The sequence below is a fragment of the Streptomyces sp. NPDC048018 genome, assembly GCF_043202995.1.
GTDB lineage: Bacteria > Actinomycetota > Actinomycetes > Streptomycetales > Streptomycetaceae > Streptomyces.
Map to the genome: position 1 here is coordinate 25077 of NZ_JBIDBK010000014.1, position 21960 is coordinate 47036.

The following is a 21960-nucleotide window of genomic DNA, read 5'->3' on the forward strand; positions in this document are numbered from 1 at the left end:
CGAACGGGAGGGCCGGTGGGGAACACGGGCGACACACCCGACGTCTTCGACCCGCGGATCTACGCCGCAGGGATCCCGCACGACCGCTTCCGCACCCTGCGCGACCACCACCCGGTCGCCCGCCAGGAGGAGTACGAGGTCCTCGGCTGGCCCGCGGGACCCGGGTTCTGGGCGGTCACGCGGCACGCCGACGTCGTCCGGGTGCTCAAGGACCCGGCCGGTTTCTCCTCGTATCTCGGCGCCACCCAGATCCGCGACCCCGACCCCGCCGACGTGCCCTTCATCCGGCGCATGATGCTGAACCAGGACCCGGCCCCGGGGACGCCGGAGGGCTCCGGCCAGGGTGACCTGCCGCACCACGGCCGGCTGCGGCGCGTCGTGAGCCGCGCCTTCACGCCCGGCCGGATCGAGCGGTTCGCCGCGACCTCGCGCGCCAGGGCGCGCGAACTCCTCGCCGCGGCACGGGAGTCGGGCGGGCAGGAGGTCGACCTCGTGCGGGCCGTGACCGACGACTACGCCCTGCTCAACCTCACCGACCTGCTCGGGGTGCCCGCGAGCGACCGCGGTCTGCTGCACACCTGGACCGAGCGCGTCATCGCCTACCAGGACCCCGACGAGCCGCCCGTCCTCGACGCCGCGGGACGGCCGGTCAACCCCCGTTCACCCGCGATGCTCGCCGACATGTTCGGCTACGCGCGAGAGCTCGCCGCCCACAAGCGCGCGCACCCCGCCGACGACGTCATGACCGTCCTCGCCGCGTCCGAACTCCGCGACGCCGAACTGGAGATGTTCTTCTTCCTGCTGACCGTCGCGGGAAACGACACCGTCCGCAGCGCCGCGCCCGGCGGACTGCTCGCGCTCGCCGGGCACGCCGAGGAGCGGCGCCGGCTGTGGCGCGGCGAGGTCGCCATGGGCACGGCCGTGGACGAACTCCTGCGGGTCCACCCGCCCGTGCTCTCCTTCCGGCGCACCGCCGCCCGGGACACCGAGCTGGCCGGGGTGCCGATCGCCGCCGGCGACAAGGTCGTCGTCTTCCACGCCTCCGCCAACCACGACGAGCGGGTGTTCGCCGAACCGCACCGGATCGACCTCGCCCGCACCCCCAACCCCCACGTCTCCTTCGGCGACGGCCCCCACGTCTGCCTCGGCGCGCACTTCGCCCGGCTCCAACTCCGCCTGCTCTACGAGGAGACGCGGGCGGCCTGCGAGGACCTGGAGCCCGCCGGGCGGCCGCGGCGACTGGTCTCCAACTTCATCAACGGGATCAAGACGCTGCCGGTGCGGGTGAACTGGCGGGCGTGACGACGGGAGTCCGCGCCTGCCGGGTCACGTCCGCCACCAGCTCGACCACATCGGGGCCGTAGGCCTGGGAGTTGATCACCTTGAGGAGCAGCACGAAGGAGGCGTTGCGGTAACGGCGGGCCAGCCGCTCGTGGTGCCGGGCCAGATAGCGGGTCGCCGCCTGGTTGTTGATGGCCCGCTGCCCACAGAAGAGGAAGACCGGCCGGGCGCCCTCGCCGGCCGTGAGCCGCGCCAGCAGCACGTACTCGGAGACGCCCGGCTCCATGCGGTACACGTCGTCGCCGATCCGTATCTCGCCCCGCTCCTCGACCGGCTCCCGGGCCGTGTTCATCCGCAGCCCCGGCAGCAGACTGCCCAGGTGGGCGCCCATCCGGCGATTCGCGCCCGGCCCGCCCACACAGAACTCCGTGCGGTCGCCGAAGCCCTGCTGCGCCAGATCGTGCTGGACGATCTGGGCGTGTGCCCCGCAGTCCTTGACGAGCGCGGAGAGTTCGAGCAGGGCCGACACGTCGTAGCGGTGCACCGCGCTGTCGCTGCCGGCCTCCCGGTGGACCACCAGAAGGCACTCGGAGTGGTGCGGCAGCCCGAAGAAGGCCTGCTTCCTCCGGAGTCTGCGACGCCACAGATAGGTGCGGGTCAGCCAGCCGAGGGAGCCGCTGAGCCCGGTGGCGAGCACGCCCAGGACGACGTTGCGCACGTCTTCGTTCATGGGCGCGCATGCTACTGGGCATCGGCCGGCCGTTCGAGAGGCGGTCCTGACGGGAGGCGGGGGCAGCGGTTACGCTGCGCGGACGGTCGTCGACTGGAGGTACTGATGCAGTCTCGGTTGCGGCGTTCCGCCGTCCGTAACGGCTCGATCCTGACCGTCGCCGCGACGGTGCTCTCGGTGGGCGCCGCCGCGCCGCCGACCGCCGCGCCGGCCCGCCCGGCTCCCGCGAAGGTGCCCGTCGCCACCGGCTGGGGCGGCGCCGTCGCCAGCGTCGACGCGGACGCCTCCGCCGCCGGCGTCGAGGTGCTGCGCAAGGGCGGCAACGCCGTCGACGCCGCCGTCGCCGTGGCCGCCGCCCTCGGGGTCACCGAGCCGTACTCGGCCGGCATCGGCGGAGGCGGCTACTTCGTCTACTACGACGCGAAGACCCGCACGGTCCACACCGTCGACGGACGTGAGACCGCCCCCGGCTCCGCCGACGCGAACCTCTTCGTCGAGAACGGCAAGCCCATCCCCTTCGAGGAGGGCATGACCAGCGGACGCGGCGTCGGCACCCCCGGCACCCCCGCCACCTGGGAGACCGCGCTCGACGCCTGGGGCAGCAAGCCGCTCGGCACGCTCCTGCGGCCGGCCGAGCGCCTCGCCCGCGACGGCTTCACCGTCGACGCCACCTTCCGCGCGCAGACCGCCGGCAACGAGGCCCGCTTCCGCGACTTCCCGGCCTCCGCCGAACTCTTCCTGCCCGGAGGGCAGTTGCCCGTCGTCGGCGCCACCTTCAAGAACCCCGACCTGGCCCGGACGTACGAGCGGCTGGGCCGCGAGGGCGTCGGCGCGCTCTACAAGGGGCCGCTCGCCCGCGACATCGTCAACACCGTCCGGCACCCGCCGGTGCGAGAGGGCGCCACGCGGGTGGTCCGCTCCGGCGACCTCACCGAGGACGACCTCGCCGGCTACGACACGATCCGGCGGCGGCCCACGAAGGTCTCGTACCGCGGCCTCGACGTCTACTCCATGGCCCCGTCCTCCTCCGGCGGCACCAGCGTCGGCGAGGCCCTCAACATCCTGGAGGGCACCGACCTCGCCCGCGCCTCCCAGGCCCGCTATCTGCACCGCTTCATCGAGGCCGGCCGGATCGCCTTCGCGGACCGGGGCCGCTGGGTCGGGGACCCGGCCTTCGAGGACGTGCCCACCCGCGAGCTGCTCTCGCAGCGGTACGCCGACTCCCGGGCCTGTCTGATCCGTGACGACGCCGCCCTGACCAGCCCTCTCGCACCGGGCGACCCGCGCGACCCGAAGGCCTGCGCGAGCGGCGGCACCGCGGCCCCGACCACGTACGAGGGCGAGAACACCACCCATCTCACCGTCGCCGACAAGTGGGGCAACGTCGTCGCCTACACCCTCACGATCGAGTCCACCGGCGGCAGCGGCATCACCGTCCCCGGGCGCGGCTTCCTCCTCAACAACGAGCTGACCGACTTCTCCTTCGCCCCGGCGAGTCCGGCCGTGCACGACCCCAACCTGCCCGGCCCCGGCAAGCGCCCGCGGTCCTCGATCTCCCCGACGATCGTCCTCGACAAGGCCGGCCGGCCGGTGCTCGTGCTCGGCTCCCCGGGCGGTGCCACCATCATCACCACCGTCCTGCAGACCCTCACCGGGGTCGTGGACCGCGGCCTGCCGCTGGTCGACGCGATCGCCGCGCCCCGCGCGAGCCAGCGCAACCAGGCGACCACGGAGCTGGAACCGGCCCTGTGGAACAGTCCGTTGCGGGCGGAGCTGGAGGCGATCGGGCACGGTTTCCGGCAGAACCCGGAGATCGGTGCCGCCACCGGCGTCCAGCGCCTGCCCGACGGGCGCTGGCTCGCCGCCGCCGAGACCGTGCGAAGGGGCGGCGGCTCGGCGATGGTGGTGCGACCGGACGCGGGGTAGGGGCCGGGGCGCGGACCGGGTGCGGCCGGCGGCCGGGGCGGTGCCCTCCGCCCCGGCGGCCTTACCCGGGCACGCGCCCTAAAGGGCCGTCAGGATGCGTGGGCCGGCGTCCGTGATCGCCACCGTGTGCTCGGTGTGGGCCGCGCGCGACCCGTCGAGCGTCCGGATCGTCCAGCCGTCCCGCGCCGTGTAGTGGGCGTCGTCACCGCCGCCGATCAGCATCGGCTCGATCGCGACCACCATGCCGTGCCGCAGCGGCATGCCCCGGCCCGGGCGTCCCTCGTTGGGGACGTCCGGGCCCTCGTGCATCGTGCGGCCCACGCCGTGCCCGCCGAGCCCGTCCGGGATGCCGTAGCCGGCCCGCCGGCAGACCCGCCCGACGGCGTGCGCGATGTCCCCGACGCGGTTGCCCACCACGGCCGCCGCGATCCCGGCCTCCAGGGCCTCGTAGGCCGTGTCGATCAGCCGGGTGTCCTCGGGGCGGGCCCGGCCGACCGTGAAGCTCACGGCCGAGTCGCCGACCCAGCCGCCGAGCACCGCCCCGCAGTCCGCGCTCAGCAGGTCGCCGTCCGCGAGCCGGGTGCCGTCCGGGACGCCGTGCACGATCGCGTCGTTCACCGACAGGCAGACCACCGCGGGAAACGGCACCGGCGCCCAGTCCGGGTGGTAGTCCAGGAACGGCGAGCCGGCGCCCGCCGCCGTGAGCACCTCACGCGCCGTCCGGTCGAGTTCGGCCAGCGTCACACCGGGCGCCGCCTTCTCCCGAACGGCCGCCAGGGCCTGGGCCACCACCCGGCCCGCCTCGCGCATGAGCAACAGGTTCTCGTCCGTCTTGATCTCCACCATGCCAATTACTATACCGGTATTAGAATGGGTTTCATGGTGCGCACCCCCCTGACCCCCGAAGAGCGCGAGCGCGGCGAACGGCTCGGCGGCCTCCTGCGCGAGGCCCGCGGCGACCGCTCGATGGCCGAGATCGCGGCCGCGGCCGGCCTGTCCGCGGAGACCCTTCGCAAGATCGAGACCGGCCGGGCCCCGACCCCCGCCTTCTTCACCGTCGCCGCCCTCGCCGGCGTGCTCGGGCTGTCGATGGACGAGCTGGTGACGCGCTGCCTCCTCGTCCCGGCGACGGTGCCGCCGGAGGCCGCCTGAGGGCCGGCAGAGACCGGTCCAGGGGCCTCCGGGACGGCCGGGGCCGGGCCGGAGGTCCGGGCCCGGAGGTCGCCCGTCGCCGGTCCCGTGGCGCGGGGCCCTCGGGCGCGCGGGCGGTCCGACCGCTGCGTAAGCTCGGCGCTCGTGATCCCCGAAGAGCTGCGGCACGGCCGCTACGTCAGCCTGACCACCTTCCGGACGAACGGCACCGGCGTCGCGACGCCGGTCTGGTACGCGGTCGAGGGCGAGGAGCTGTACGCCTGGACCCGCACCGACTCCTGGAAGGTGAAGCGGCTGCGCCACGACCCCAGGGTCGTGGCGGCGGTCTGCGACATGCGCGGGAACGTCGCGGCGGACGCCCTGCGGGTGGCGGGCACGGCCCGACTGGTCACCGGCGACGAGCTGCGCCGGGTCCGCCGCCTCCTCTCCCGCAAGTACACCTGGCAGTTCTGGGTCGTCGACTGGCCCGCCATGCTCTTCCGTCTCGGAAAGCGCCCCCACACCGGCATCGTCGTGAGCTTCACGGCACCCTGACCGAAAACCCTGTGTAGCCGTTCCGTAACACGCCTGCGGTCCAATGCCGGTCGGACCGAAAGGCAGTGGCATGAGGGTGCACCAACTCCCGGCGGAAGTGGCGGCGTTCACGGCCTGGCTGGGCGGCCTGGCCGGCCGCCTCGACCCGGACGAAGGCTGGTACGGAGTCTTCGTCACCCGCGACCCGCAGGGCATGCGGGCCTGCCTCGACGGCACGGACATCCTGCCGTGGGACGTCGTGGAGTCCCTCCTCCACGACCTGGCCGAACCACCCGACGGCCCCGTGGCCGCCCGGGGCCGGGCCCTGTACGAGGCCGCCTCCGCGGCCCACGACCGCACCCCCGGCGGCGCGGCGGCCCTGGCGGAACGCCGCGAACTGATGCGGCACGAGGCCCGTCACGCGGAGGCGCGGATCCGGGAACTGGGCGCGTCGCCGCGGTTCGCCGACGAACGGGCCTGGGCCCAGGACGACCTGGCCCGGGCCCGCGCCCGGGAGGCGGAGCTGGCGGCCCGCCTGGCCCGCCTCGCGGCCGCCGCCGGATCGCCGGCGCCCCGCCCCGCCGATGCCGCGGCGCCGCCCGGGCCGCCGCCCCGGCGCCGCCCGCGAGGGGCGCGCTACGCCTGGCTGGAGGCACCGGAAACCCTCCCGGCCCCCGAACCGCCCCCGGCCCCGGGAGGCACTCCCGTACCGGCGGCCGCCCCGCGCGGCGCCCGCTTCGCCCCGCCCCCGCCGGCCGCCCCCGCCGCACCCCCCAGAGGCGCCCGCTTCCCGGCAACCGCCACCACCCCCGCCCCGGCTCGGCCCACCCAGCCCGCCGCCGCCCCAGGGCAGGCCGCCCGGGCCGCCGGCAACGCCGTGTACGCACTGCGCAGGCTGCGCGCCCAGGGCCGCAGCGGCGAAGCCCACGCCCTGCTCTGCGAAGCGCTCGCCGGTCCGCCCGCGTGGCTGCCGGCCCTCGCCGCCGAGCTGCACGCCGCCGGACTCGGCGCCGACTGGGCCACCCTGCTGTGGGAGGCGGCCTCCCTGCCGCCGGCCCGGCTCGCCGCCGTCGCGGGCGCCCTGGCCGACGCGGGCCGCCCGTACGATTGCGACCAACTGCTCCGCCAGGGCGTCGCCCGCCCCATCGGGGAACTCGCCGGGGCCTGCGCGGCCCTGCACGCCGAGGGCCACCACGCCGAGGTCCGGGCCCTGCTCACCGCCTTCCTCCGGGCCCGCACCCCCGAGGAGGCGGCCCGCCTCGCCGGCACCGACCCGGACGCCCTCACGCCGCCCCTGCTCGCCGCCGCCCGCGCCGTCTCCCCGGCCCGTGAACGCGACCTGGTCCACGCCCTCCGGGTCTCCGGACTGGGCTGAGACCACCGTCCGTCGGCCATGAGGTTCCCGTCGGGGTCCGTGAGGTTCCGCGCCGGGTCCGTGAGGGTCCGTGAGGTTCCGCGCCGGGTCCGTCGGGGGCCGTGAGGTTCCGTGCCGGATCGAGAGGTTCCGTGGCGGCCGGGTGGCCCCGCTCGCCGCCGGTCCGCCGTCGCGAGGCCGCCGTTCCGGAGGGGAGAAGTGTGTTCTCGTCCTCACACGGGAGGGGCACGCGAACCGGCCGCTCGCCGACCGGGCCGGGCCGATGTCGTCCCAGGTCGTGGCGGGGCCGGCGAAGCAACGGCGGGGGTGTCGCGGCGGCGGTCGGATTCGGCCTCCGAAGCGGGACCGGTACGTCCCGGACGTGTCGGTACGTGTCCGACGTGGACCACTCGGGTATGAAACATGATCGACTCAGCTGCTTCACGGCAGTGGTCTTGCTCCGGGGTGTGACGGGGCTTACGTTCTCCTCCTACGCATCGCGTCTACGTGCGTAGAGGCTCTCTGACGCCGTGCCGAAGGAGCAGCTCATGACCGACGTCGTACGCGCCGCGCTCGTCCAGGCGACCTGGACCGGCGACACCGAATCCATGATCGCCAAGCATGAGGAGCACGCCCGCGAGGCGGCCCGGCTGGGGGCCAAGGTCATCGGGTTCCAGGAGGTGTTCAACGCCCCCTACTTCTGCCAGGTGCAGGAGCCCGAGCACTACCGCTGGGCCGAGCCCGTGCCCGACGGGCCGACCGTGCGCCGCATGCAGGAGCTCGCCCGGGAGACCGGGATGGTGATCGTCGTGCCCGTCTTCGAGGTCGAAGGGGCGGGCTTCTACTACAACACCGCCGCCGTCATCGACGCCGACGGGTCCTACCTCGGCAAGTACCGCAAGCACCACATCCCGCAGGTCAAGGGCTTCTGGGAGAAGTACTACTTCCGCCCGGGCAACGCCGGCTGGCCCGTCTTCGACACTGCCGTCGGCAAGGTCGGCGTCTACATCTGCTACGACCGCCACTTCCCCGAGGGCTGGCGCCAACTCGGTCTCAACGGCGCGCAGCTGGTCTACAACCCCTCCGCCACGCACCGGGGCCTCTCCTCCCACCTGTGGCAGCTGGAGCAGCCCGCCGCCGCCGTCGCCAACGAGTACTTCGTGGCCGCCATCAACCGCGTCGGCGTCGAGGAGTACGGCGACAACGACTTCTACGGCACCAGCTACTTCGTTGACCCGCGGGGCCGCTTCGTCGGCGACGTCGCCTCCGACAAGGAGGAGGAGCTCGTCGTCCGCGACCTGGACTTCGGTCTCATCGAGCAGGTCCGCCGGCAGTGGGCCTTCTACCGCGACCGCCGCCCCGACGCCTACGACGGGCTGGTGCAGCCGTGAGCAGCCTTCACGACCGTCATCGCGCCGTCGTCCCCGACTGGGTCGCCCTCTACTACAGGGACCCCATCGAGCTCACCCACGGCGAGGGCCGCCACGTCTGGGACTCCGAGGGCAACCGCTACCTCGACTTCTTCGGCGGCATCCTCACCACCATGACCGCGCACGCCCTCCCCGAGGTCACCAAGGCGGTCGCCGAGCAGGCCGGGCGCATCATCCACTCGTCCACGCTCTACCTCAACCGGCCGATGATCGAGCTCGCCGAGCGGATCGCCGCCCTCTCCGGCATCCCGGACGCCCGCGTCTTCTTCACCACCTCCGGCACCGAGGCCAACGACACCGCGCTCCTCCTCGCCACCGCCTACCGCCGCTCCAGCCAGATCCTGGCGATGCGCAACAGCTACCACGGGCGCTCCTTCTCCACCGTCGGCATCACCGGCAACCGCGCCTGGTCGCCCACCGGCCTCTCCCCGCTCCAGACCCTGTACGTCCACGGCGGCGTCCGCACCCGCGGCCCCTACGCCCAGTACAGCGACGAGCGCTTCGTCGACGCCTGCGTCGCCGACCTGGAGGACCTGCTCGGCCACACCCGCGACGTCGCCGCCCTCATCGCCGAACCCATCCAGGGCGTCGGCGGCTTCACCTCCCCGCCCGACGGCCTCTACGCCGCCTTCCGCCGCGTCCTCGACCGGCACGGCATCCTGTGGATCGCCGACGAAGTGCAGACCGGCTGGGGCCGCACCGGCGAGCACTTCTGGGGCTGGCAGGCGCACGGCCAGGCCGGACCCCCGGACATGCTCACCTTCGCCAAGGGCATCGGCAACGGCATGTCCATCGGCGGCGTCGTCGCCCGCGCCGAGATCATGAACTGCCTCGACGCCAACTCCATCTCCACCTTCGGCGGCTCTCCCGTCACCATGGCCGCCGGGCTCGCCAACCTGTCCTACCTGCTGGAACACGACCTCCAGGGCAACGCCCGCCGGGTCGGCGGGCTCCTCATCGAACGGCTCCGCGGCATCACCGCCGGCATCGACGCCGTACGCGAGGTCCGCGGCCGCGGGCTCATGATCGGTGTCGAGATCACCGAGCCCGGCACGGACCGCGCCGACCCCGACACCGCGGCCGCCGTGCTGGAGGCCACCCGCGCGAACGGCCTGCTCATCGGCAAGGGCGGCGGACACAACACCAGTGCCCTGCGCATCGCGCCCCCCATGTCGCTCACCGTCGCCGAGGCCGAGGAAGGCGCCGCGATCCTCGAACAGGCCCTCCGGTCCCTCTAGGGTCTGTCTTTCGGATCATGCCGGGCTCGCGGCGTCTGGCACGCGCACCTGCGGCGTTGTCGTCGGTCGCCATGGCTCCCTCGTCCGCCTTGCAGCTGCACGCACCAGACGCCGCTCCCTGATCCGGCCTGATTCGAAAGACAGACCCTAGTTCGCACCCCCCGGTTCGCGAACCCGTCAGCAGTCCGCGATCCCCCTAGTTCTCAGGGAGAGGTCCCGTGAGCACCCGCACCCTCATCCGTGGCGGTCTGGTCGTCACCGCCGCCGACGAGATCCACGCCGACGTCCTCATCGAGGACGGGCGGATCGCCGCCCTCGCCGCCCACGGCTCCGACATCGCCGCCGGCTGGACCGCCGGACGCGTCATCGACGCCACCGACCGCTACGTCATCCCCGGCGGCGTCGACGCCCACACCCACATGGAGCTGCCCTTCGGCGGCACCTCCGCCTCCGACACCTTCGAGACCGGCACCCGTGCCGCCGCCTGGGGCGGCACCACCACCATCGTCGACTTCGCCGTGCAGACCGTCGGGCACTCGCTCCGCGAGGGCCTCGACACCTGGTACGCCAAGGCCGACGGCAACTGCGCCGTCGACTACGGCTTCCACATGATCCTCTCCGACGTCAACGAGCAGACGCTGAAGGAGATGGACCGGCTCGTCCAGGAGGGCGTCTCCTCGTTCAAGGGTTTCGTTCGGTCGCGTGACCAGGGGTTTTCTATCGGAGTAGGCCGTGTGCCGTGCGAGGTGGCGGCGTGAGGGGGCCGGCGGGCCGTGGCGTGGTCTCGGCCCGTGCCGGTGGTGGTCTGGTCGGTGGTCGGTGTGAAGGGATGGCTGGGGAATGACTCGGACTCTGATTACCGGCGGTCTTGTGATCACGGCCGCGGACGAGGTGCATGCGGACGTGTTGATCGAGCATGGCCGGGTGGTGGCGTGGGCGGCGCCGGGGACGCAGGAGTGGACGGCGGACCGGGTGATCGACGCGTCACAGAAGTACGTGATCCCGGGCGGGGTCGACGCGCACACACATATGGAGCTGCCGTTCGGCGGCACGTTCGCGTCGGACACATTCGAGACGGGGACGCGTGCGGCGGCGTGGGGCGGAACGACGACGATCGTCGATTTCGCGGTGCAGGCGAAGGGGGAGCGGCTGCAGGCCGGCCTGGATGCCTGGCACATGAAGGCGGACGGGAAATGCGCGATCGACTACGCGTTCCACATGATCATGTCGGACGTGAACGAGTCGACGCTGAAGGAGATGCCGAAGCTCATCGAGCATGGGATTTCCTCGTTCAAATTGTTTATGGCCTATCCGGGTGTCTTTTATTCGGATGACGGCCAGATTCTGCGGGCGATGCAAGTCGCCGGCGATTCCGGCGGGTTGATCATGATGCACGCCGAGAACGGCATCGCGATCGACGTCCTGGTCGAGCAGGCGCTCGCCCGGGGCGAGACGGATCCGCGCTATCACGGGGAGGTCCGCAAGGCCTTGCTGGAGGCGGAGGCTACCCACCGGGCGATCCAGCTCGCGCGGGTGGCCGGCTCCCCGTTGTACGTGGTGCACGTCTCCGCGCAGGAGGCGGTGGCCGAGCTGGCGGCGGCCAGGGACATGGGGTTGCCGGTCTTCGGGGAGACCTGCCCGCAGTACCTGTTCCTGTCGACGGACAACCTGGCGGAGCCGGACTTCGAGGGCGCCAAGTACGTGTGCAGTACGCCCCTTCGTCCGAAGGAGCACCAGGCGGCGCTGTGGCGGGGGCTGCGGACGAACGACCTCCAGGTCGTCTCCACCGATCACTGCCCCTTCTGCTTCGTCGGCCAGAAGGAGCTGGGCCGGGGCGACTTCTCGAAGATCCCCAACGGCCTGCCCGGGGTGGAGAACCGCATGGACCTGCTCCACCAGGCGGTGGTGGACGGGCACATCTCGCGCCGCCGCTGGATCGAGATCGCCTGTGCGACCCCGGCCCGGATGTTCGGCATCTATCCGCAGAAGGGCACCATCGCCCCGGGCGCGGACGCGGACGTCGTGATTTACGACCCGAACGTCCGTCAGACCCTTTCGGCGGAGACACATCACATGAACGTCGACTACTCGGCGTACGAGGGGAAGGCGATCACCGGGCAGGTCGAGACGGTCCTGTCCCGGGGCGAGGTCGTCATCGACCAGCGGAAATACACGGGTCACGCCGGGCACGGGGTGTTCGTGCCGCGCGGTCTTTGTCAGTACCTGGGCTGAGCAGCCCGGATCTTCGTCGCACCGATTCGAACTGGAGGTCCCCGCGTGGACTTCGGACTCGTCCTGCAGACCGACCCGCCCGCCTCGCAGGTCGTCGGCCTGATGCGCCGGGCGGAGCGCAACGGCTTCCGTTACGGCTGGACCTTCGACTCCGCCGTGCTGTGGCAGGAGCCCTTCGTCATCTACAGCCAGATCCTCGCCAACACCACCAAGCTCCACGTGGGCACGATGGTGACCAACCCGGGGACGCGTACGTGGGAGGTGACGGCGTCCACCTTCGCCACCCTCAACGACATGTACGGCAACCGCACGGTGTGCGGCATCGGTCGCGGCGACTCCGCGATGCGCGTCGCGGGCCGCAAGCCGAACACCCTCGCCCGGTTGGGCGAGGCCATCGAGGTCATCCGTGACCTCGCGGAGGGGCGCGAGGCGACCGTCGACGGCAGTCCGATCCACATCCCATGGATCAAGAACGGCAAGCTGCCGGTGTGGATGGCCGCGTACGGGCCGAAGGCCCTCGCCCTGGCCGGGCAGAAGGCGGACGGGTTCATCCTCCAGCTCGCCGACCCGTTCCTGACCGAGTGGATGGTCAAGGCCGTCCGGCAGGCCGCCACGGACGCGGGCCGGGACCCCGACGCCCTCACGATCTGCGTCGCCGCGCCCGCCTACGTCACGGCCGACGACTCCCCGGAGGCCCTCGCTCACGCTCGCGACCAGTGCCGTTGGTTCGGCGGGATGGTCGGCAACCACGTGGCCGACCTGGTCGCCAAGTACGGCGAGCACTCCTCGATGGTGCCGGAGGAGTTGACCGCGTACATCAAGGACCGGCAGGGGTACGACTACTCCCACCACGGCCGCGCCGACAACCCCGACACCACCTTCGTCCCCGACGAGATCGTCGACCGCTTCTGCCTCCTCGGCCCCGCCGAGGCCCACATCGAGAAGCTCCGCCACCTCAAGGAGCTGGGAGTCGACCAGTTCGCCGTCTACGACATGCACGACGACCGCGAGGGCACCATCGACGCCTACGGCACTCACATCATCCCGTTGTTCCGCTGACGAAGTCGCTCGGTCCAGCTTGCGATGCAGCCGGATGACGGCCGTCCACCTGTTCTCGATGGCGTATTGCGTGGAGTCCGGCGGGACGACTCGTGAGCACGCTCGGCGGGCTGGGGCGGCTATGCAACGCCATAGGGCCATTCCGATGGATTCGACGGAACAGACCGTGTGCCGTGTGAGGGGGCGAGCCGGGGCATGGTCCCGGCCCGTGCCGGTGGCGACGTGTCAGGTCCGGTCCTGCTTCTGGAGGAGAGGAACTCCATGGTCCGGCCCTGCGCGGATGCGGGGGTCACCTCCGCCGGCAAGTCGACCACCTGGCCTGATGAGGGCGTCGCTGAGGGGCCGGTACCCCCGTCGAGTCGGCAGGCGTTGCACCGGTGGGCAAGAGGCGGTGCGCTGTGGGGCGCGTGGTGGCCGCGTGTCCGATTTAGCGTGACCGGGATCCCTGACGGACATCCGAAACGAGGTTTCCCGACATGCCGTTCATCACCGTGGGCCACGAGAACTCCACCACCATCGACCTCTACTACGAGGACCACGGCACCGGGCAGCCGGTCGTCCTCATCCACGGCTTCCCGCTCGACGGGCACTCGTGGGAGCGGCAGAGCGCCGCCCTGCTGGACGCCGGATACCGGGTCATCACCTACGACCGCCGCGGGTTCGGCCGGTCGAGCCAGCCGACCACCGGGTTCGACTACGACACCTTCGCGGCCGACCTGAACATCGTCATGGAGACCCTCGACCTGCGGGACGCCGTTCTCGTCGGCTTCTCCATGGGCACGGGCGAGGTCGCCCGCTACGTCTCCACGTACGGCTCCGCCCGGGTCGCCAAGGTCGCTTTCCTGGCCTCGCTGGAGCCCTGCCTGCTCAAGACCGAGGACAACCCGGACGGTGTGGCCCCGAAGGAGTTCTTCGACGGTGTCGTCGCCGCGGTCAAGGCCGACCGCTATGCCTACTACACCAGCTTCTACCAGGACTTCTACAACCTGGACGAGAACCTCGGCACGCGGATCAGCGAGGAGGCCGTCCGCAACAGCTGGAACGTCGCCGCCGGTGGTGGGTTCTTCGCGGCTGCCGCCGCGCCGTCGACCTGGTACACCGACTTCCGAGCCGACATCCCCGCCGTCGACGTGCCGACGCTGATCCTGCACGGCACGGGTGACCGGATCCTGCCCGTCGAGGGCACGGCGCGCCCCTTCCACAAGGCGCTCCCGTCCGCCGACTACGTCGAGATCGAGGGCGCTCCGCACGGCTTGCTGTGGACGCACGCGGAAGAGGTCAACGAGGCTCTCCTGGCCTTCCTGCGGAAGTAATCGCAGTCGGCCCGTCCCCTTCTCAGACGAGGGGGCGGGTCGGATACGCCCCCTGCCCGTCCGGTCGTCCGGGCGGGCAGTCCTCTTTCCGCGGGCGGTCCCGACCGGCGGCCGGGCCGGGCACTGAGGGGCAAGACCCTTTGCGCGTAGGAGCACGGCGGTCTCCTGGCAGGCGCCTAGATTTCGGGGAGCTGTGAAGAAACATGAGGAATGAGGCGTATATGCAGTTCGGAGTCTTCTCTGTGGGGGACGTGACCCCCGATCCGGTCAACGGTCGTACCCCTTCGGAGCACGAGCGCATCAAGAACACCGTCGCCATCGCGCTCAAGGCCGAGGAGGTCGGGCTCGATGTCTTCGCGACCGGCGAGCACCACAATCCGCCATTCGTGCCGTCCTCGCCCACCACGATGCTCGGCTACATCGCCGCCCGTACCGAGAAGCTGATCCTCTCCACCGCCACGACGCTCATCACCACCAACGACCCGGTGAAGATCGCCGAGGACTACGCGATGCTCCAGCACGTGGCCGACGGCCGCGTGGACCTGATGATGGGCCGCGGCAACACGGGCCCGGTCTACCCGTGGTTCGGCCAGGACATCCGGGAGGGCATCAACCTCGCCAGGGAGAACTACGCGCTGCTGCGCCGGCTGTGGCGCGAGGACGTCGTGGACTGGGAGGGGAGGTTCCGCACCCCGTTGCAGGGGTTCACCTCGACGCCACGTCCGCTGGACGGGGTTCCGCCGTTCGTGTGGCACGGCTCCATCCGGTCCCCAGAGATCGCGGAGCAGGCCGCCTTCTACGGCGACGGCTTCTTCCACAACAACATCTTCTGGCCGGCCGAACACACCCGGCGGATGGTCCAGCTGTACCGGCGGCGATACGCCTTCCACGGCCACGGCCGTCCGGAGGACGCGATCGTCGGCCTCGGCGGGCAGGTCTTCATGCGGAAGAACTCCCAGGACGCCGTACGGGAGTTCCGGCCCTACTTCGACAACGCGCCGGTCTACGGCCACGGCCCCTCCCTGGAGGAGTTCACCGAGCAGACCCCGCTGACGGTCGGCTCCCCGCAGCAGGTGATCGAGCGGACCCTGTCCTTCAGGGAGACCGTCGGCGACTACCAGCGGCAGCTGTTCCTGATGGATCACGCCGGTCTGCCGCTGAAGACCGTCCTGGAGCAGCTCGACATCCTCGGCGAGGAAGTGGTGCCCGTGCTGCGCAAGGAGTTCGCCGTCGGCCGTCCGGCCGACGTGCCGGACGCCCCCACCCACGCGTCGCTGCGGGCCGCCCGGGACGGGGGTGCGGCATGAAGCTGGTCGCCGTGTCCGCGGGGCTGAGCACCCCGTCCTCCACTCGTTTGCTCGCCGACCGTCTCGCCGAGTCCGTCCGTGAGGACCTCAACGTCCGGGGACACGAGACGGAGGTGGAAGTCATCGAGCTCCGCGAGCTCGCCCTCGCCGTGGCCAACAACTTCGTCACCGGATTTCCCGCGCCGCAACTGGCCGCCGCCATCGACGCGGTGACGGCAGCGGACGGGCTGATCACCGTGACGCCGGTGTTCACCGCCTCCTACAGCGGCTTGTTCAAGTCCTTCTTCGATCTGATCGACCCGGCCGCTCTGACCGGCACGCCGGTCCTCGTCGCGGCGACGGGAGGAACGGCCCGCCACTCCCTGGTCCTGGAGCACGCCCTGCGCCCGCTCTTCGCCTACCTGAGGGCGGCCGTCGTGCCCACCGCTGTCTACGCGGCCTCGGAGGACTGGGGGTCCGGCGGTGACGAGTACACCGACGGCCTGCCCGGCCGCATACGGAGGGCGGGCGCCGAACTCGCCGTGCTGATGGCCGCCCGGCCGGCGGCGGAGACGCCCGAGGACGACGTCACCGCACTGGAACGCCGGCTCTCCGATCTCCGGTTCGACTGACGCCTCAGCGACGCGCGTACCCGTCTTGCTCTTCGGCGGGCACCGCGCGCCGTGCCCCACGAAAGTCCCGCTCCCCGGGCGCCGTCCTGGCGCGGCGTCGCTGACGGAGCGGGACCACAGTCGATCCATCGCCACGACAGGCAGGATCCACCGGCCGACGGGAGGATCAGCGGTCGTCGAGGAGCCTTTCCAGGAGGGTGTCCCAGTCGATCCGTGCGCTCTCCTCGCCGGGTGGGACGGCCTCCCACGTGCGCTTCAGCCACTCGCGCAGGGGTTGGACGGGGACGTCCAGCAGAACCGTGCCGGTGTCGGTGCCGAGAAGGAGCCGTACGCCGGGCCTGTTGTTGCAGCGGCACGGCGGCCAGACGCGTACGGTGCCTTCTCCGGACGGCCGGTGCATGCCTGACTGGAGGAGGTCCCGGGCGAAGGACCACCGTGCGGTGCCCGGATCCGCGGGCCCGGACATATCCAAGACCACGGTGAAGGGCTGTCGGTGGTCGTAGGAGAAACGCAGTGCGACGGGCTCCGTCTCGGTTCGGCTGATCACCGAGCCGGCCGTGACGGTCACAGCCAAAGCGCCTTCCGATTCTTGTGCGCCATCTTCCGGGAGTGGGTGCGGATTCATCGCGGAACTGCCTTTCGACATGGGGTGGGTGGGAATCGATGACGGATGCCCGGGGAGGCGGACGCGCTCCTGGGAAGCGAGAACGCATCCGGCCGGAGCGCCGGAATGAACGGGGCTGCTCGTGCCTCGTCACGTGGTCGCCGCACGGCGTTCGGCCTCGGTAGAGCCGCCCCGGACGCCGCATCGCTGCCGGGAGCGCAGGGCGAAGGAACACACGGAGCGCTCACCGGACAGCGGTCGCAGATCGCCCGTGCCGTGTCCTCGCGCCGGCGGCGGGCTCGGCCGCGTTCGCCAGTGGGGAGAAGGAGACCGAGCCGGCCATGCCGCGGCTCGCTGCCTCGGCCTGCCATGCCCACATCCGCAGAAGCGGTCTGGCCCGACTCTTCCTCGAATCCATTTCCCTGGTCGGAGCTGTCAGTGGGAATTCCCCGTGAGTGCGAGAATGGCCCGGTCGACGTCCAGGTGATCGCCCTCCGTCCCGACGGGAATCAGAGCGAACGTTCGCTGAAGAAAGAGGGCAACGTTCGCGGCATCCAGATCGATCAGCGCGGTTCCGGTCGAATTGCCGAGGGCGATGCGCAGGGAGCGGGACCGGCGGTGCTCACCGGGAGCCACGAGGACGTCGCCGGTCCCTGCGGGACGTAGGGTCCCTTCGGCGAGCAGGTCACGGGCGAAGACCCATGTGACGGGTGGTCCCACGGATGACATGAGGGAAAGGCGGACGGCATAAGGGTCAGAGACCTCGTAGCGGAGCTCCGAGGGAAGGGGTAGCCGCGGCCCATTCGGAGTGCTGACGTATGCCGTCGTTGTGCATGTGATCGAGCTGAGTCTCTGTTGCATGATGGCCCCCAAAATTAGTCACGGACGCGTCATTCCATCCGTGAACCTAGGGCCGCAGATGCCGGGGAGTATGTCGGGGCGTGCATGGGACATTGCCCAGGAAAGCACTTCTGTCTACGTACGCTGGAGAATGAGTCGACTGCCTGGACCTTGGGCGGCGCTCTTGCGGGCCCTGCGGCCGGGTGTCCGACCGGGGCCTCGTCGGCTGATCTAGCGGATTCACGCGATGTGCTCGGTGCGGCTGGTTGGGAGGCTGGTTCCCAAGAACAGCCCTGGAGGACAGAACCCATGTCGTCACCCGCTCCGATGCCGGACCCCGCGCCCCTCGACAACATCCGCTTCACCACGGACGGGGTGCCCGCCGCGCGGCGCCGGACGTACTGGCGGGAAGCCCTCGCGACGACCTTCGGCGCCGTGGACATCGGCGTGCCGGACGAGGTCCGGTCCGGCACGATCCGAATGGCGGCGCTGGGTCGCGTGCAGGCCGTCACGGTGGAGAGCGAGCCCCAGACGGCACGGCGCACCCGGAGCCTCATCGCGTGCAGTGACAACGAGGACTTCGTGGTCGTGAAGCTGCTGACCCGGGGTGGCGCGCGGGTCGAGCAGGACGCCCGGGACAGCGCCGTGCACCCGGGGCAGCTCTTCGTGTACGACATGGCGCGCCCCATCAGGATGGCCCTCCCCGAGCCCTTCGAGACCAAGTCCCTGGTGCTGCCGCGGTCCGTGTTGGGCCTCGGCGAGTCGGACCTGTGCCGGATCACGGCCTCGCCGCTCGGGTCCGACACGGCACTCGGCGGGCTGCTCGTCCCCTTCCTGTCGCGGTTGGTGGACACCGCCGACGTCTGCCCGGAGCCCGTCGGTGAACTGGTCACCCGCAACGTGGTGGACCTCCTGACCGTGCTCGCCGACGAACAGCGGGGGGCGGGCGCCACGGACTCGCCCCAGGGCGTCCGGGTGCTGATGACGCGGATACGCGCCCACATCAACGCCAACCTGGCGGACCCCGACATGACTCCGGCGACCGTGGCCCGCGCTCATCACATATCCGTCCGCTATCTGCACAAGCTCTTCGAGGGCGAGGGCATCACCGTCAGCCGCTGGATCCAGCGGCGCCGGCTCGAGGAATGCCGGCGCGCGCTGGCCCGCCGGAACGCGGCCGGAGTCACCGTCGCGGGCGTCGCCCATCGCTGGGGGTTCACCAGTGCCTCGCACTTCAGCCGGGTGTTCCGCGAGGCGTACGGGTTGACGCCGGCCGACTGGCGGGACTCCAACGTCTCGGCACGGACGGTCCCGGCCGATCGAACGGAGCGGGCGGAGGCCCTGCCCGATCGAGCCGCATGACCGCGCCCTCACCCTCCATATGTGCGATGCGCTGCGGTTTCTTGCCATAGTGACCCCCTTGGGAACGCTCCGGCGCCGGTGACGGCTGCCGCGGGCGGTCCGTGGTGGACCAGGGGAGGACAAGGTGGCGGGGTCGGGCGGGCCGCTGTCCCGGAGCGGACTTCGCGGCCGGGAGGCCGAACTCGCGGAGCTGCGTACGCTCGTCGCTTCGGTCGCCCGCACCGGCAGCGCCCGGCTCGCCCTCCTGCGCGGCGAGCCGGGCATCGGAAAGAGCACGCTGCTCGCGGAGGCCGTCGCCCTGGCCGAGGAGTTCGGGCACTCCACCGGCGTCGGCCGGGCCGACGAACTGCACCATCTCGTGCCGCTCTCCTCCCTGGCGGGGTGTCTCCGGGGCAGCGAGCGGCCCATGCTGTCCGGTGACGCCCTCGCCGACCTCGCCCGCCACCACGACCAGCGGATCCGGCTCGTGGAGCGACTCGCCGAAGCGGTCGAGACCCGGGCCGCCGAGGCCCCCGTCCTCCTCGCCCTCGACGATGTCCAGTGGGTCGATCCGCTGAGCCGGTTCGTGCTGCGACAACTGCCCGGCCGACTGCGGACGTCCCCGGTTCTGTGGCTGTTGACCGGTCGGACGGGGCCCGAGGGCGCGGGTGAGGAGATTCTCGCCGCCGGGCGCGACCGGCTGCCGGTGACCACGCTCGCCCTGGGGCCGCTGTCCTCCACGGCCATCAGCCAGCTCGCCGGTGACACGCTCGGGCCCGACTTCGACGGGCGGACGCTCAGCCTCGTCGAAGGCACCGCCGGAAACCCCTTTCTCGCGGTGGAGCTGCTCCGCGGGCTGCAGGCACCTGGAAGGGGGAGCACGGCCGTCGAGGGAGCTGCAGATCGGGGCGCCTTCCTCCCGGGGCCGGCGCCCGTGCCGCCCCGGCTCGTGGCCGGGGCACGGGGAAGAATCGGTTCCCTGGACCCGGACGTGTCGCGTTTCCTGCAGATGGGCGCCGTACTGGGGCGCCGTTTCGCCTTCGACGACGCGGCCGCGCTCTGCGGGCTTCCCCCGGCCGCTCTGCTCACCGCGCTCGACGGTGCGGTGCGGGCCGGGCTGCTCGACGACGACGGCGTACTGCTGTCCTTCCGGCACGACCTGCTGCGGCAGGCCGTTTACGCCGACATACCGCCGTCGGCGCGCAACGCCCTGCACCGGGCCGCCGCCCGCCTGCTCGTCGCCGCCGGCCACCGGCCGATCGACGCGGTGTCGCACATCCTGCTCGGCGCTAAACCCGGTGACCGCGAAGCCGTCGTCCTTCTGCGCCGGGCGGCCGACGATGTCCTGCCCGTGACACCGGGGCTGGCTGCCGACCTCATGACGCGGGCACTGGAGCTCGTACGCCCCTCTGACGCGGTACGGTTCGAGGTGGGGGAACAGGCGATCGTCTGCCTCGCCCGGGCGGGGCGGAACCGGGAGGCCCTGGCGGTCTGCGACCGGCTCCTCGCCGAGCAGCCTCCGCTGGCGGTGTTCGGACGTCTGCAGGCCGCTCTCGGCGGGGCGTTGTGGAGCATGGACCTGGCAGAGGAACTGTGTCGTCGGGCCGAGGCGGCTCTGTCCGTCGGCGGGGTGCCACCGGCGGTGGGCGCCCGGCTGTCGGCGCTGCGCGCACTCGCTCTGTCACGGGGCCGGGACCTGGACGTGGCACTGTCCGCCGGCGAGGAAGCGCTCAGCGCGGCGATCGCGGCGGGGGACCGCTCGGCCCATGTCCAGGCGCTGTCCGCGCTCGGTGAGATCGCTCAGAACGCGGGCGACGGGTTCGCCGCGGTGGCGCGTTTCACCGCACTGAGCTCGGTCGACCGGGCTTTCCTGCCCGAGGAGGTCGTAGCCCACCAGCACATGGACCGTTTCGACCGGGCCGAGGAGTTGCTGCGGCGTGCCGCGGACGACGGGGGCGTGCACCGGCAGGCCATGTTCCTGTGGGCGCAGGCTCAGCAGCACCTGGGGCTGGGCCGGCTCGACGACGCGGAGGCGGACCTCGTGACGATGGAACGCCTGGAGGACGATCTGCGGACGCCGGTTCAGCAGGTGAACGCCCGGGTGATCCGCGCCAGGATCGCTCTGCTGCGTGGCGATCGTGCGGGAGCCGGGGAGCATCTGGCAGCGGCGCGGGAGCGCATGGCGGTGAAGCCGAACCCGGGGAACCGGGCCGCGGTGTGCTTCCTCGAGTCCGTCGTCTCCGCCCACGACGGGGACGCCGCGCAGGCGATGGAGGCACTCCGCCGGCTGCAGCGGATCGGACCGTTCACGCGCTGGCGGCTGCTGCGCCCGTGGGTGGGCATCGCGGTCGGCACCGCTGTGGGGGCCGGGGACCGTGAGCTGGCGGAGGACCTGGCCGCGCAGGCGGCCGCGCATGCCGCGCGCAATCCCGAGGTGCCCACGGCGGCGGGGGTCGCGGCTCTGGCGGCCGGACTCGCGTCCGACGACCTCGCCCTTCTCGACCGGGCCGTGTCGCTGCTCGCCACCGGCCCCCGCCCTCTGGTCCTGGCCTCCGCCCGGGCCGGACTCGGACGGGCGCTGCTGGCGGCGGGACGGACGGGGGAGGCCCAGGGCGTCCTGTCGGACGCCCGGGACGGCTTCGCCGCCTCGGGCGCTCAGGCGGCCGCGGTCGGGATGGGACGGCTCCTGGCCGACGTCGGCGCGAGCGGCGTACGGGACGGCGGTCCCGGCCGGAGGAGCCCCGCTCCCGCGGGCCGTCGGCCGGTCCAGGGCTGGGAGTCGCTCACCGCCTCGGAGCTGAAGGTGGCCCGGCTGATCGCCGCGGGACACACCAACCGCTCGGCCGCCGAGACGCTCGTCATCTCTCCGCACACCGTCAACACCCACCTCACGGCCGTCTTTCGCAAGCTGTCCATCAGGTCCCGCGTACAGCTGGCTCACGTGGCCCTGACCAGGGAAGAGGCGCAGCGTGAGGCTCCGGCGGGCCGTCTACGCTGACCGGACACGTTTTCGAGCGCAGCACCGCAGG

18 protein-coding genes and 1 pseudogene are annotated in these 21960 nt (G+C 71.9%); 15 read left to right on the top strand and 4 right to left on the bottom strand.

The window, feature by feature from the left end; genetic code table 11:
* Nucleotides 1-15: 15 nt before the first annotated feature.
* Entirely contained in the window at nt 16-1302 is a 1287-nt protein-coding gene (locus tag ACGF1Z_RS33425; RefSeq protein WP_393010042.1) for a cytochrome P450, read from the top strand.
* Here ACGF1Z_RS33425 and ACGF1Z_RS33430 read toward each other — a convergent pair.
* On the bottom strand, nt 1265-2011 hold the full coding sequence (locus tag ACGF1Z_RS33430; RefSeq protein ID WP_393010044.1) for a hypothetical protein: 747 nt from the start codon (nt 2009-2011) through the stop codon (nt 1265-1267). The two genes, ACGF1Z_RS33425 and ACGF1Z_RS33430, sit on opposite strands and share 38 nt — an antisense overlap.
* Before the next feature lie 117 nt (nt 2012-2128).
* Here ACGF1Z_RS33430 and ggt point away from each other — a divergent pair, with 117 nt between their 5' ends.
* Entirely contained in the window at nt 2129-3937 is a 1809-nt protein-coding gene (gene ggt, locus ACGF1Z_RS33435) for a gamma-glutamyltransferase (protein ID WP_393010117.1), read from the top strand.
* Between the two features lie 78 nt (nt 3938-4015).
* Here ggt and map read toward each other — a convergent pair whose 3' ends face one another.
* Entirely contained in the window at nt 4016-4783 is a 768-nt protein-coding gene (map, locus tag ACGF1Z_RS33440) for a type I methionyl aminopeptidase (protein WP_393010046.1), read from the bottom strand.
* A gap of 33 nt (nt 4784-4816) precedes the next feature.
* Here map and ACGF1Z_RS33445 point away from each other — a divergent pair, with 33 nt between their 5' ends.
* From ACGF1Z_RS33445 to ACGF1Z_RS33495, 11 genes and pseudogenes are all read left to right on the top strand, one after another.
* Nucleotides 4817-5089, top strand: coding sequence for a helix-turn-helix domain-containing protein (locus ACGF1Z_RS33445; protein ID WP_393010048.1), 273 nt, complete (start codon nt 4817-4819; stop codon nt 5087-5089).
* 144 nt (nt 5090-5233) lie between these two features.
* On the top strand, nt 5234-5623 hold the full coding sequence (locus ACGF1Z_RS33450) for a PPOX class F420-dependent oxidoreductase (protein WP_393010050.1): 390 nt from the start codon (nt 5234-5236) through the stop codon (nt 5621-5623).
* A 70-nt stretch (nt 5624-5693) separates the two neighbouring features.
* The gene (locus ACGF1Z_RS33455) at nt 5694-6977 is read left to right on the top strand and encodes a UL36 very large tegument protein (RefSeq protein WP_393010052.1); all 1284 of its coding nucleotides are present in this window, start codon (nt 5694-5696) and stop codon (nt 6975-6977) included.
* 527 nt (nt 6978-7504) lie between these two features.
* Complete coding sequence (locus ACGF1Z_RS33460) at nt 7505-8347, top strand: nitrilase-related carbon-nitrogen hydrolase (RefSeq protein ID WP_393010054.1); 843 nt, start codon at nt 7505-7507, stop codon at nt 8345-8347.
* The gene (locus ACGF1Z_RS33465) at nt 8344-9624 is read left to right on the top strand and encodes an aspartate aminotransferase family protein (RefSeq protein ID WP_393010056.1); all 1281 of its coding nucleotides are present in this window, start codon (nt 8344-8346) and stop codon (nt 9622-9624) included. Before ACGF1Z_RS33460 ends, ACGF1Z_RS33465 begins: the two co-directional genes overlap by 4 nt.
* 218 nt (nt 9625-9842) lie before the next feature.
* A pseudogene (locus ACGF1Z_RS33470) lies at nt 9843-10319 on the top strand (amidohydrolase family protein); the annotation flags it as partial.
* A gap of 145 nt (nt 10320-10464) precedes the next feature.
* A complete protein-coding gene (gene hydA / locus ACGF1Z_RS33475; protein WP_393010058.1) occupies nt 10465-11856 on the top strand; it encodes a dihydropyrimidinase in 1392 nt (463 codons plus the stop codon).
* 45 nt (nt 11857-11901) lie between these two features.
* Nucleotides 11902-12915, top strand: coding sequence for a TIGR03842 family LLM class F420-dependent oxidoreductase (locus ACGF1Z_RS33480; protein ID WP_393010060.1), 1014 nt, complete (start codon nt 11902-11904; stop codon nt 12913-12915).
* A 476-nt stretch (nt 12916-13391) separates the two neighbouring features.
* Nucleotides 13392-14228 carry an alpha/beta fold hydrolase gene (locus ACGF1Z_RS33485; protein ID WP_393010062.1) on the top strand — a complete coding sequence of 279 codons (837 nt, stop codon included), beginning with the start codon at nt 13392-13394 and terminating at the stop codon, nt 14226-14228.
* 221 nt (nt 14229-14449) lie between these two features.
* Nucleotides 14450-15535, top strand: a complete 1086-nt coding sequence (locus tag ACGF1Z_RS33490) for an LLM class flavin-dependent oxidoreductase (RefSeq protein WP_393010064.1) — start codon at nt 14450-14452, stop codon at nt 15533-15535.
* Complete coding sequence (locus tag ACGF1Z_RS33495) at nt 15532-16146, top strand: FMN reductase (protein WP_393010066.1); 615 nt, start codon at nt 15532-15534, stop codon at nt 16144-16146. Before ACGF1Z_RS33490 ends, ACGF1Z_RS33495 begins: the two co-directional genes overlap by 4 nt.
* Before the next feature lie 166 nt (nt 16147-16312).
* Here the strand turns inward: ACGF1Z_RS33495 and ACGF1Z_RS33500 are convergent, their stop codons facing one another.
* The gene (locus ACGF1Z_RS33500; RefSeq protein ID WP_393010068.1) at nt 16313-16714 is read right to left on the bottom strand and encodes an SsgA family sporulation/cell division regulator; all 402 of its coding nucleotides are present in this window, start codon (nt 16712-16714) and stop codon (nt 16313-16315) included.
* Between the two features lie 471 nt (nt 16715-17185).
* Nucleotides 17186-17611 (bottom strand): SsgA family sporulation/cell division regulator, encoded by a 426-nt coding sequence (locus tag ACGF1Z_RS33505; protein ID WP_393010070.1) that lies wholly within the window; start codon nt 17609-17611, stop codon nt 17186-17188.
* A 288-nt stretch (nt 17612-17899) separates the two neighbouring features.
* Here ACGF1Z_RS33505 and ACGF1Z_RS33510 point away from each other — a divergent pair, with 288 nt between their 5' ends.
* Nucleotides 17900-18952 carry a helix-turn-helix domain-containing protein gene (locus tag ACGF1Z_RS33510; RefSeq protein ID WP_393010072.1) on the top strand — a complete coding sequence of 351 codons (1053 nt, stop codon included), beginning with the start codon at nt 17900-17902 and terminating at the stop codon, nt 18950-18952.
* Between the two features lie 124 nt (nt 18953-19076).
* Nucleotides 19077-21929, top strand: a complete 2853-nt coding sequence (locus ACGF1Z_RS33515) for an AAA family ATPase (RefSeq protein WP_393010074.1) — start codon at nt 19077-19079, stop codon at nt 21927-21929.
* Nucleotides 21930-21960 lie beyond the last annotated feature (31 nt).